4 protein-coding genes are annotated in these 13,173 nt (G+C 58.5%); 2 read left to right on the top strand and 2 right to left on the bottom strand.

Annotated elements, in window-relative coordinates; genetic code table 11:
• Positions 1-38: 38 nt before the first annotated feature.
• Positions 39-779 carry a helix-turn-helix transcriptional regulator gene (locus AVI_RS17310; protein ID WP_015917588.1) on the bottom strand — a complete coding sequence of 247 codons (741 nt, stop codon included), beginning with the start codon at positions 777-779 and terminating at the stop codon, positions 39-41.
• 275 nt (positions 780-1,054) lie between these two features.
• Between AVI_RS17310 and AVI_RS17305 the strand changes: the two genes are divergently transcribed.
• Positions 1,055-2,806, top strand: a complete 1,752-nt coding sequence (locus tag AVI_RS17305; RefSeq protein WP_015917587.1) for a glucan ABC transporter ATP-binding protein/ permease — start codon at positions 1,055-1,057, stop codon at positions 2,804-2,806.
• Between the two features lie 113 nt (positions 2,807-2,919).
• On the opposite strand, the gene AVI_RS17300 is transcribed toward AVI_RS17305, so the two are convergent.
• Complete coding sequence (locus AVI_RS17300; protein WP_015917586.1) at positions 2,920-4,059, bottom strand: M20 aminoacylase family protein; 1,140 nt, start codon at positions 4,057-4,059, stop codon at positions 2,920-2,922.
• A 598-nt stretch (positions 4,060-4,657) separates the two neighbouring features.
• Here AVI_RS17300 and AVI_RS17295 point away from each other — a divergent pair.
• Positions 4,658-13,159 (top strand): glycoside hydrolase family 94 protein, encoded by an 8,502-nt coding sequence (locus AVI_RS17295; RefSeq protein ID WP_015917585.1) that lies wholly within the window; start codon positions 4,658-4,660, stop codon positions 13,157-13,159.
• Positions 13,160-13,173 lie beyond the last annotated feature (14 nt).

The raw sequence follows: 13,173 nt of genomic DNA, 5'->3' as shown, positions 1-13,173 counted from the left end.
TCGCGCAATTTAGGCAAGTCAGCAGAACGATGAAAATATCAGCTGATCAGGCCGAGTCGATAAGCGATTGCTACCATATGTTGCCGGTTTTTGGCGTTCAACTTATCCTGCAATTCGTTGACGTACCAATCGACGGTGTGGTTCGAAATCTCGAGCAACTTGCTCATCTCGTTCGAGGTCATGCCCTCCCCGAGATAATTGAGAATTTCAAGCTCGCGTCGGGTCAGGCGCACATCGACTTTTTGCACCATCGACAGCAGTTCGTCTTCGCCATTGATTTCCGCCAGCCGCCAGAAGGCGCATTTCGCCACCGTGTCGAACAGCATGATCTCAATCGGGGTCAGTTCCACCGGTCGTCCGCCAATGGTCATGTTGGCCAGCAATCCGCCCCGCCCGTGGATGGGGAAGATATAGCCTTCCTCGAGACCAAAGCGCTGGGCATCCATCATCATCCGCTGCATGCGTTTGAAATGTGGGTCCTGGCTGAATGCCGTCAGCGTTTCGCTCCAACGGAACGGCCGTTGCGCTTGCGCCAGATAGCGAATGGCAGGGTCGATCAGCACGAATTTTTTCGTGATATAGACCTGCGGCCATTTTTCCGGCCAGCGTCCTGCAAGCACCAGCGACATGGGGTTTTGGTCAGGTTTGGGACTGCGCACGAGGCCGTAATAATCGAATTTATAAAATTCGAGGAGTTTCTCCAATTCTAGGATCAGCTCCTCGCGACTTCGGCATCCCTGAGATACAGCCAAAAACTGTATGAGATGATTGACACTCACACGCACCCCCTAGGTCCAGCACCAGACTGAACATTAACATTCTCTAATTATTATCAAACACTATTTCTTAAAATACACGTTAAGCTTATGTGTTTGTTAATTCGGCTACCTGAAATTTTACCCATAGCAAGCATGGTGAAAAAGAGAATTCCAAAACCGGACTTTGCACAACATCTGCGGGTCTGTATAGGCAGCGTTCAGGTTCGTCTCCTTAAAATATCGTGATACGATGCCTCAACCGGCCAATTCGAAGCCGATCAGGAGAAACTGACGCCATGTCCCTGTTACAAATTTACTGGCGAGCCTTGCAATATCTTGCCGCTTACCGTCTGAAGGTCAGCATCGTGGTGGCAGCCAATATCATATTGGCGGTGATCACCATTGCCGAGCCGATCCTGTTTGGTTGGATCATTGACGCAATTTCCAGTGGCAAGCCAGTCAAGGATATTCTGTTCCTCTGGGGCGGCTTTGGCATATTCAACACCATTGCTTTCGTGCTTGTCGCCCGCGAAGCCGATCGGCTGGCGCATGGCCGTCGGGCCAGCCTGCTGACCGAAGCCTTTGGCCGGATCATTTCCATGCCGCTGTCCTGGCACCACCAGCGCGGCACGTCCAATGCGTTGCATACGCTGCTGCGCGCCAGCGAGACGCTGTTCGGCCTCTGGCTGGAATTCATGAGAACCCATTTGGCCACGGCAGTGGCGCTCGTGTTGCTGGTGCCGACCGCCTTTTCCATGGATGTACGCCTGACCCTGGTGCTGATCGTGCTTGGTCTGATCTATGTGGCGATCGGCAAGATGGTGATGGACAAGACCAAGGATGGTCAGGCCTCCGTCGAGAGCCACTACCACACGGTGTTTTCCCATGTTAGCGACACGATCAGCAACGTCTCGGTGGTGCATAGCTATAACCGTATCCAGGCCGAAACCTCGGCGCTGAAGACCTTTACCAGCAAGCTGCTCGACGCCCAGTATCCGGTGCTGGACTGGTGGGCGATTGCCAGCGGCCTCAATCGCATCGCCTCTACCGCTTCGATGCTGATCATCCTGATTATCGGCACTATGCTGGTGCAGAGCGGCGAGTTGCGGGTCGGCGACGTTATCGCCTTCATCGGCTTTGCCAATCTGCTGATCGCCCGTCTCGACCAGATGCGCCAGTTTTCGACGCAGATCTTCGAGGCGCGCGCCAAGCTTGAAGATTTCTACGTGCTGGAGGATTCCGTGCAGGATCGTGATGAGCCGGTCGGCAATCGCGACTTGCAGAGCGTGCGCGGCGATGTCGAATTCCGCCATGTCTCCTTCGATTTTGCCAATACGACCCAGGGCGTCAAGGACGTTTCCTTTACGGTCAAGGCTGGGCAGACGATTGCCATCGTCGGGCCGACCGGTGCCGGCAAGACGACGTTGATCAACCTGCTGCAACGGGTGCATGAGCCGCAGCAGGGGCAGATCCTGATCGATGGCGCCGATATTTCCACCATTACCCGCCAGTCGCTGCGCAACTCGATTGCGACTGTGTTTCAGGATGCTGGCATTCTCAACCGGTCGATTGCCGATAACATCCGCATCGGGCGCGAAAATGCGACGGACGAGGATATCGTCAAGGCGGCTGAGGCTGCTGCGGCCACCGACTTCATCGAAAGCCGTCTGTCTGGCTTCGATACCGATGTCGGTGAGCGTGGCAACCGTCTGTCAGGCGGTGAACGGCAGCGTATCGCCATTGCCCGTGCCATCCTGAAGGATGCGCCGATCCTTGTGCTGGACGAGGCAACCAGTGCGCTCGACGTGGAGACCGAAGAGCGGGTAAAATCCGCTATCGACCGGCTGCGCCAGAACCGCACGACCTTTATCATTGCCCACAGGCTATCGACTGTGCGTGAAGCCGACCAGGTGCTGTTCCTGGACCATGGCCGTATTGTCGAAATGGGTGGCTATGACGAATTGAGCGCCAAGGGTGGCCGTTTTGCAGCCTTGTTGCACACCAGCGGCCTGTTGAACGATGACGACAAGGTCGCGGTGAAGGCCTGATAAATCAATTATTCTATCTGTTGAAGAAAGGCGCGGTTCCGCAGGGAGCCGCGCCTTTTGTTTGTCTGCATTATCGCCTTGAACAGAGCGTTTCTGAATATCCTTGGAATACCCTATTCCAGCTTCAGGCGGCTTTCCACCAGTTCCACCCAGAATGCCGTGCCGGTCGGGATGATATCGTCATTAAAATCATAGCGCGGATGATGGAGTGGCGGGTCGTTTTCGGTGCGTTTGGTGCCGAGGAAGAAGTATGTGCCGGGCTTTTCCTGGAGCATATAGGCGAAATCCTCGCCGCCCATGGTCGGACGCGGCATATCGAAAACCTTGCCTTCGCCGGCAAAGCGTCTGGCAAGATCGCGCACGTAATCGGTTTCCGCCTTGTGATTGACGGTGGCCGGATAGCCCCGCTCATAGTCGATCTCCACGGTCATGCCGTAGCTTGCCGCCTGCCCCTCGGCAATCGAGCGAATGCGGCTTTCCAATTCATCGCGCACATGATCGTCGAAGCTGCGGATGGTCAGCACCATGTCCGCCCGCTCCGGTATCACATTGCTGGCGGCACCGGCATGAAAGGCCCCGACGGTGACGACGACGGGATCGAGCGGGTGGATATTGCGCGACGCGATGGTTTGCAGCGCCATGATAATGCTGGCGCCTGCAACGATCGGATCGCTGGTGCTTTGCGGTTCGGCACCGTGGCCGCCCCGGCCGATCACGGTGATCTTGCATTCATCCACCGAGGCCATGATCGGCCCTTCCCGGAACGCGAAATGACCAAATGCAATGCCGGGGTCGTTATGCAGGCCAAACACCGCATCGCAGGGGAAGCGCTCGAACAATCCGTCTTCGATCATCAACCGCGCGCCGCCGAAGTTTTCTTCCGCTGGCTGGAAAATCAGATGCACGATGCCATCGAAATTGCGGCGTTCGGCCAGAATACCGGCAGCACCGAGCAACATGGCCGTGTGACCGTCGTGGCCGCAGGCATGCATCAGGCCGGGAGTGAGGCTGGCATAGTCGAGGCCGGTTTCCTCAGTGATCGGCAGGGCATCGAAATCCGCGCGTAGCCCTAGGGAACGCTGACTGGTCCCATTGCGCAAGGTGGCGACAATGCCGGTGCGGGCCAGGCCCCTGGTCACCTCATAGCCCATGGCTTCCAGTTTTCCCGCGACATAATCGGAGGTGTGAAACTCCGAAAGCCCCAGTTCCGGGTGCTGATGGAGGTAGCGCCTGATCTCGACGACATCTTTCATGGCATTGGAGAAAAAGAGAGACATAGTTAACCTAAAATGTGGATGGTCTGTTTCCGATTCGAAAAGTCCACCTCGGGCGGAGGGTCTTGGATTAGTCCTACGTGGATTTATAGAGGAAGACCCTAACACCCGTTCAGCTTCGGTTCAAACTGCGCATTGCAGGGTGGAAGGCTAGGATGAACAGTCGTGCCGACAAAATTGCCGGGAAGACATCATTTGCAAAGGACCGGCAGATGGATGAGCCCAAGCAAAGGAAGTGGTTATCGTCGTGAAACTCTGTTTAGAGCATCTCCACCCGTCTTGCCGGATTGACGGATTAATACGTGGAGTCATTGAAGATGACTCTTCGTATTCCGTTTGCAAATATCTCAAGCGATTGATGCATTTGAGATATTTGCAATGCCTTCAAGGCGAGGATGCGTCAGCATCTTCGAGACTTGGTATAACGCCTGACCAAGCCTTTTTTAAAGGCGCCTGTCATGGACGTATTGATTTTCCCGCAGCCGCGGGCCTTTCCCTAGGCCCCGTTGCGCATATGTAAGTGCTGCATCCTCCCAATGCGGCAGATTTCACTCTTGCTGGTAACAGATTCGAAAACATGTCCCCATCTATGACGCCATCCACAGCGCCACGCGATACAGAAACCCGCAATATCGATCACAACGATTCGATCCGGGCCACCTATCTGACAATCGATGAGTTGCAGGAGAAATCCAAGGCTCTCGCCACTTCGGTGATGAGCACGCTTCCGGGTTTCTTCGATTTCGATTTCTTCGCCCGGCATAAGGAAAACGAGCGGGAAATCCTGCGCGTTTATCGCACCACCGCCGCCGATGTCGAGGCGGGAGCGACGATTACGCCTGCTGCCGAATGGCTGCTGGACAATCACTACATTATCGAAGAAGCGATCCAGGAAGTCCGCCGCGACTTTCCCAAGAAATTCTATCGGCAATTGCCGACGGTCAAGGTCGGCGACCGGATTATTCCCCGCGTCATGGCGCTGGCCTGGCTCTATGTAGCTCATACCCATTCCACGGTGACGCGCGAAAGCATGACGGCGCTGGCGGAAGGCTATCAGTCCGAGCATTCGCTTGAAATCGGCGAATTGTGGGCGCTGCCGTCCATGGTGCGCTTCGTGCTGGTGGAAAACCTGCGGCGCATTTCGACCCGGGTGGAAAAATCCCGGCAGATGCGGCGCAAGGCCAATGAGGCCGCTGACGAAATCGTCCGGCTGAACGACGAAGCCGCCTGCCGCGAATATTTGAAGCAGCTGGAATCACTCGCCGACGACAATACATTCGCCACCCAGTTTCTCTATCGCTTGCGCAACGGTTCGCAGACATCCGCCGTTGCCGTCAGCTGGCTGGAGCAGCGGTTGGAGGCCAATGGCCGCACCACCGAAGAGGCGATGGCCGCCGAGCATAACCGGCTTTCGTCCGGCAATGTCAGCATGGGCAGTATCATCAAGGGGCTGCGCACCATCGACGATACCGAATGGTCGGTCTGGGTCGAAGAGGTCAGCCATGTTGACAAGATTCTGCGCAGCCACAGCGATTACGAAGCGCTGGATTTCGGTTCGCGCAACAGCTACCGCAACACGATTGAAAAGCTGGCCCGCCGTTCCGACAAAAGCGAGCTGGAAATAGCCCAGATCGCCATCGATCTGTCGAAGGCCGCCGCCTCGACCGGTGATCTCTCCGATGCGCCGTCCAATGTCGGCAGCGTTCTCGTGGGGGCGCAGAAGGAAGCGCTGGAACGCGCGGTCGGTTATCGCGTGCCGGCGCATATTGCTGTTACCCGCAGCTTCAAACGGTTGCACTGGCTGGCCATTGCCCTGCCTGTCCTGGCGCTGACGGCATTGGCGCTGGCGCTTGTTGCCTGGTACCTGTCTTATGCTGGCCTTTCGGTGCCGCTGATCGCCATTCTTGTCGTGCTGTTTGCTTTGCCGGCATCCGAAGGTGCAACCGGCCTGTTCAACACGCTGTCCACCTTTGTCCTGAAGCCCGCCCGTCTGGTCGGTTACGAGTTCAAGGAGGGCATTCCGGACGATGCCCGCACGCTGGTTGCCGTTCCCTGCATGATCTCCAAGCGCGACCATGTCGATGAATTGGTCCGCAATCTGGAAGTCCATTACCTCACCAATCCGCGTGGCGAAGTGTATTTTTCGCTGCTCAGCGACTGGCCGGATGCCAAGGTCGAAGAGACCGAAGCCGATCTCGAAGTGCTGGAATATGCCAAGCGGGAAATGGCTGTGCTAAACGCCCGCTACAACGAAGACGGCAAGACCCGTTTCTATTTCCTGCACCGCCGCCGTCTGTTCAATCCCCAGGAAGATTGCTGGATGGGTTGGGAGCGCAAGCGGGGCAAGCTGCATGAGTTGAACCTGCTGTTGCGCGGCGACAAGGATACATCCTACCTGCCGGGCGCCAATACGGTGCCGGATGGCGTGCAATATGTGATGACGCTGGACGCCGACACCCGGCTGATGCGCGATGCCGTGACCAAGATGGTCGGCAAGATGTATCATCCGATCAATCGGCCTGTGCATGACCCGGAAACCGGTCGTGTGGTCAGCGGGTATGGGATTCTTCAGCCGCGTGTCACCCCCTCGCTGACCACAGGCAAGGACGCCTCGGTGTTCCAGCGGGTGTTTTCGATCAATCGCGGTCTCGATCCTTACGTCTTTACCGTTTCTGATGTCTATCAGGACATTACCGGTGAAGGCAGCTTCACCGGTAAGGGCCTTTACCATGTCGATGCTTTCGAGCGTGCCATCAAGGGCCAGATCGACGAGAATACCGTCCTCAGCCACGACCTGCTCGAAGGCTCGTTCGCCCGCTGTGCGCTGGTGACCGATGTCGAACTGGTCGAGGATTTTCCGACCCGCTACGAAGTGGAAATTTCCCGCCAGCATCGCTGGGCGCGGGGCGACTGGCAGTTGCTGCCCTATATCCTCGATCCGAAGCGCGGTATTACCTCGCTTGGCCGTTGGAAAATGGTCGACAACCTGCGCCGGTCGCTGACCCCGATTGCCTGGTTCGCCGCGTCCGTGATCGGCTGGTTCGCCATGAGCCCGATCGATACGCTGATCTGGCAATTGCTGCTGATCTTCTCGCTGTTCGTTGCGCCGACCATTTCGCTGATCAACGCGCTGGTACCACGCCAGACGGATATTGTGCCAAGCGCACACTTCCAGTCGCTCTGGGCCGATTTGCGCGGTGCCAATGCGCAAGTGGCACTTCGTATCGTCTTCATCGCCGATATGGCCTGCATGATGGCCGATGCTATCGTTCGCTCGATGTATCGCCTGCTGGTCAGCCGCAAGCTGCTGCTGGAATGGCGCACTGCCGCCAGCATTCAGTCGGTGGCGCAAGGCAGTATTCCGACTTATTACCGCACGATGCGTTATGCACCGACGCTCGCCCTCGTCGCCTTCGGCCTTTCGGCCTATGAAGCTGGCTACGGCGCGTTGATCGGCCTGCCCTTCACGCTGATGTGGGTGCTGTCGCCGCTGGTTGCCTGGTATGTCAGCCAGTCCGCCGAGACGGAAGACCGGTTGCTGGTGCCGGAAGAAACCGTCATCGAACTGCGCCGCATCGCGCGCCGCACCTGGCGCTATTATGAGACCTTCGCCAATGCTGGCGAACATTTCCTGCCGCCGGACAATTTCCAGGAAACGCCGGAGCCAGTGGTGGCACGGCGTACCTCGCCGACCAATATCGGCGTCTATCTGTTGTCGATTGTCTCGGCCCGTCACTTCGGCTGGCTCGGTTTCGAGCAGACCATCGAAAAGCTGGAACAGACCATCGGCACTGTCGAGAAGATGGACAAGTTCCGGGGCCATCTTTACAACTGGTATCATACCGATACGCTGAAATCGCTCGGCAACCGTTATATCTCGGCGGTCGATAGCGGCAATCTTGCCGGCCATCTGATTGCGATTTCGTCTGCCTGCCGCCATTGGGCTGAAGCCCCGTCTGCCCATCTCCAGGGCAGCCTTGATGGCATCGGCGATGTCGGTGGCATCCTGATGGAAGCGCTGAAGGAACTGCCTGACGACCGCAAGACCGTGCGCCCGTTGCGCACTCGCCTCTATGAGCGGATCATCGGCTTCAACAATGCGCTGGCCTCGGTCAAGCGCGAGCATGAATTCGCCTCGATCCGGGTGATCAACCTCGCGGTTCTGGCGCGTGACATCCAGAAGCTGGCGGCCAATCTTCACCACGAGCTGCGCTCTGACAAGAGCACGGACCTGTTGCGTTGGAGTGAGGCACTGGTGGCGGTCTGCGAATCCCATATCGCCGATAGCGCCTTCGACCTGTCCAATATCGAGCCGCTGCGCCAGCGTTTGGCCAGCCTGCGTGACCGCAGCCGCGACCTCGCGTTTTCCATGGATTTCGCCTTCCTGTTCCGCAAGGAACGGCGTCTGCTTTCCATCGGGTATCGCGTCGAAACCATGGAACTGGACGAGGCCTGCTACGACCTTCTGGCCTCCGAAGCTCGTCTGACCTCGCTGTTTGCCATTGCCAAGGGCGATCTGCCCACCGAACATTGGTACAAGCTGGGACGTCAGGTCGTGCCGATTGGCTCACGTGCCGCGCTGGTCTCCTGGTCCGGTTCGATGTTCGAATATCTGATGCCACCGCTGGTCATGCAGGAACGGCAGGGCGGTATTCTGAACCAGACGAACAACCTGATCGTCAAGGAACAGATGAACCATGGCAAGCGCCTCAATATCCCCTGGGGTATTTCGGAAGCGGCCTTCAACGCCCGCGACCATGCGCTCGCCTATCAATATACCAATTTCGGCGTGCCTACTCTCGGCCTGAAGCGCGGCCTTGGCCAGAACGCGGTTATCGCGCCCTATGCGTCGATTCTCGCCAGCCAGTATGATCCGAAGGCAGCGGCTGAAAACCTGAAAAAGCTCCGGGCGCTTGGCGCGCTTGGCGCCTATGGTTTCCATGACGCTGTCGATTTCACCCCGACCCGGGTGCCGAAGGGCAAGACCTGCGCGGTCGTCTACAATTACTATGCCCACCATCACGGCATGTCGATTGCGGCGATTGCCAACGTCACCTTCAACGGCTTGTTGCGTGAACTCTTCCACGCCGATCCGGTGATCGAGGCAGCCGAACTGCTGTTGCAGGAAAAGGCACCGCGCGAAATTCCTGTGATGAGCGCCAAATACGAGCCGCAGACCCCCGGTAAGGGCCAGGCCGACCTGCTGCGTCCGGAAATCCGCACCATTACCGATCCGCTTTCGAAGGACCGCGAACTGGTATTGCTGTCGAACGGCCATTATTCGGTGATGCTGACGGCCACCGGCTCTGGCTTCTCCCGCTGGAATGGCCTCTCCGTTTCCCGCTGGAAGGCCGATCCGACCGAAGATCGCAACGGCACCTTCATCTTCCTGCGCGATACGGCGTCGGGCGAATGGTGGTCAACGACCGCTGCGCCGCGCCGGGCCGCCGAGGAAAAGACCCGTGTGGTGTTCAGCGACGACAAGGCGGAGTTCACCAAGACCGTCGGCGATATCACCTCGACTGTCGAATGCGTGGTTGCCACCGAACATGACGCCGAAGGCCGTCGTGTCACCTTGCTCAACACCGGCACCGAGGACCGCTTCATCGAAGTGACCTCCTATATGGAGCCGGTTCTGTCGAGCGACGACAACGACAACGCGCATCCGGTGTTCTCGCGGATGTTCGTGAAAACCGAGCTTGGCCGCAAGGGTGACGTGATCCGCATTGAGCGCAACAAGCGTTCGCCGAGCGATCCGGATATCTGCGTGGCGCATCTGGTCTCCGACACATCGGGACCGGGCCGCAATACTGAATTCGAGACCGACCGCTACAAGTTCATCGGTCGTGGCCGCACGCTGGCCGAGGCTGCGGCCTTTGATCCAGACGCGGTTCTATCGGGTTCGGACGGGTTTACACTTGATCCAATCGCCAGCTTCCGTCGCGTGCTGCGCGTTCCCGCTGGTAAGAAGGTTAGCGTGGTCTATTGGACCATTGCCGCACCAAGCCGTCAGGAAGTGGATGTGGCCATTGAGCGTTATCGTCATCCCGATGCGTTCAACCACGAAATGCTGCATGCCTGGACCCGCACCCAGGTCGAGATGCGCCATATCGGCATCACCTCGCAGCAGGCTGCCGCCTTCCAGCAGCTTGGTCGCTATCTGGTCTATCCCGACATGCATCTGCGGGCCGATCCGGAAACCGTGCGCGCCGGTCTCGCCTCGCAATCGGCGCTGTGGCCAAACTCGATCTCCGGCGATTATCCGATCTTCGCGGTGCGCATCAACGACGAGATGGACACCGAAGTGGTCCGCGAAGCTTTGAGCGCCCAGGATTATCTGCAACGCCACGGCGTGGTGACCGATGTCGTGATCCTCAACGAGCGGGCCGCATCCTATGCGCAGGATATGCAGCATGCTCTGGAACAGTTGGCTGAGGGCATGCGCACCAAGCAGGCCGAAGGTGGCCAGCAACACGTGTTTGCGGTGCGGCGCGACCTGATGGACGACAGCGGCTGGAATGCCGTGCTCGCCGCCGCCCGCGTCGTGCTCCATGCCCGCAATGGCAAGATCACCGATCAGGTGACGCATGCCGCCGAGCTGTTTGCAGCACCGCGCGGTGTGGACGCCATTGACGCCGACTGGTATCCGCCAGTGCCGGTCATGGCTGGCCGTGCTGATCTTGTTGCTCCAATCATTGATGGTAGCGATCTGGAGTTCTGGAACGGCTATGGTGGTTTTGCTGCCGATGGTGCCGAATATGTGGTGCGGCTTGGCCCTGGCCAATCGACGCCGCAGCCGTGGATCAACGTGATCTCCAACGACAATTTCGGCTTCCATATCGCAGCCGAAGGCTCGGGCTTCACCTGGAGCCGCAATTCGCGCGACTATCAGCTGACACCATGGTCGAACGATGCTGTCACCAACCGTACCGGCGAGGCCTTCTATGTGGCCGATCTCGACAGCGGTGAGGTGGTCAGCCCGATCTCTGCCGCCAGCAACCGGCAGGATGTCGTCTATGAGACCCGTCATGGCCTTGGTTACTCGGTGTTCTCGACCGAGGCTGCTGGACTTGCCGTCGAACTGACGGTCACAGTCGATCAGGTCGAGCCGGTCCGCTTTACCCGGCTTACGATCCGCAATACCGGCGATAGCGCTCGTCGTCTGCGCAGCTACGGTTATGTCGAATGGATTCTCGGCAACAATCCGCAGAAGACGGCGGCATTCGTGCTGCCGTCCCATGATGCGGAAACCGGGTCGCTGATGGCGACCAACCCCTATAGCATCGACTATTCGGGTCGCTTCGCCTTCCTGACCGCCGTGGAAACGGCGTCGGGCTTTGCCTCCAGCCGCCGCGAATTCATCGGTCGGCATGGCGATATCAAGATGCCACAGGCCGTGGCCAAGGGCTCGCCGCTGTCCGGCTCCATCGATCCGGAAGGCGATCCCTGTGCGGCACTGGCCTTCGACATCACCTTGCAGCCGGGCGAAGAAGCATCCGTCACTTTCCTGCTGGGCGATGCCGAAAGCATCGAGCAGGCGCGAAGCGTCATTGCGGCTGCCAAAGCCAAGGGCTTTGACGGCGCACTGACCGAGGCTAAATCCTTCTGGGGTGATTTCACCGGCCATATCAAGGTGAAGACTGGCGATAAGGCTTTCGACCATATGGTCAATCACTGGCTGCCCTATCAGACGCTGGCCTGCCGCATCAAGGCACGCGCCGGTTTCTATCAGGCATCGGGCGCCTATGGTTTCCGCGACCAGTTGCAGGATAGCCTGGCCTTCCTGCTCTACCGGCCAGAGCTTGCTCGTGACCAGATCCTCAACGCTGCTTCACGGCAGTTCAAAGAAGGTGACGTGCAGCATTGGTGGTTGCCGCAGAACGGTGCCGGCATTCGCAGCACGATCTCCGATGACGTGGTCTGGCTGGCCTATGCCGTCCATTCCTATGTCACGGCCACCGGCGACAAGGCGATCCTGGATACAGACGTTAGCTTCCTCGATGGTCCGACGCTGGCCCTTGGTCGCCACGACGCCTTCTTCAAGCCGGAAATTTCCGCTGAAAAGGCACCGCTCTACGAACATGCGGCGCGGGCGCTTGATCTCGCCATCACCCGCACCGGCACCAACGGTCTGCCGCTGATCCTTGGCGGTGACTGGAACGACGGCATGAACCGGGTCGGCGTTGCCGGACGCGGCGAAAGCGTCTGGCTCGGCTGGTTCCTTGCCAATGCGTTGACGGTGTTCACGCCCTTTGCCGAGGAGCGCAAGGACAGCGCCCGCGTCAAGGCCTGGGCGAAATACCTGAAGAGCCTGAAGGCTGCGCTGGAAAAAGCCGGTTGGGATGGCGATCACTACCGCCGTGGCTATTTCGATGATGGCGATCCATTGGGCTCTGACCAGTCGGACGAATGCCGCATTGATGCTATCGCCCAGTCCTGGTCGGTTCTGTCTGGCTTTGCCGAGCCGGAGCGTCAGCAGCAGGCCATGAACTCTGTGGTCGGACGGCTGATCGATGACGAAGTTGGGATCGTTCGCCTCTTCACTCCGCCGTTCGAAAAGAGCCGTCTGGACCCGGGCTACATCAAGTCCTATCCGCCAGGCGTGCGCGAAAACGGCGGCCAATATACGCATGCGGCAATCTGGACGGGTCTGGCTCTGTCCAAGCTTGGCCGCAACGATGAGGCCTGGAAAGTGTTCTCGATGCTGAACCCGGTTCATCATGCCGAGACCACGGATGAAGCCGATCGTTACCGGGTCGAGCCCTATGTCGTGGCAGCCGATGTCTATGGCGGCCCCGGCTATGAAGGGCGCGGCGGCTGGACCTGGTATACCGGCTCTGCTGGCTGGCTCTACCGCTTCGCGCTGGAAGGCTTCCTCGGCATCCACCGCCAGGGTGAGGGCATCAGCCTGAAGCCTGCCTTGCCATCCAGCCTTTCCTCCTACGAGGCAGAGGTCAGCATTGGCGGCAAGGCCGTGGCCATCACCGCTAGCCGCAAGGCTGATGGTTCTGGTTACGACGTCACGGCCAATGGCGCAGCGGTGACTGAAAAGGACGGGGCTTTCGCCATTAGCTTGTAAAACCTTCATTATTT

It is taken from the genome of Allorhizobium ampelinum S4 (assembly GCF_000016285.1).
GTDB lineage: Bacteria > Pseudomonadota > Alphaproteobacteria > Rhizobiales > Rhizobiaceae > Allorhizobium > Allorhizobium ampelinum.
The sequence above is the reverse complement of the archived record's forward strand: the minus strand, read 5'-3'. Positions and strand labels throughout refer to the sequence as shown.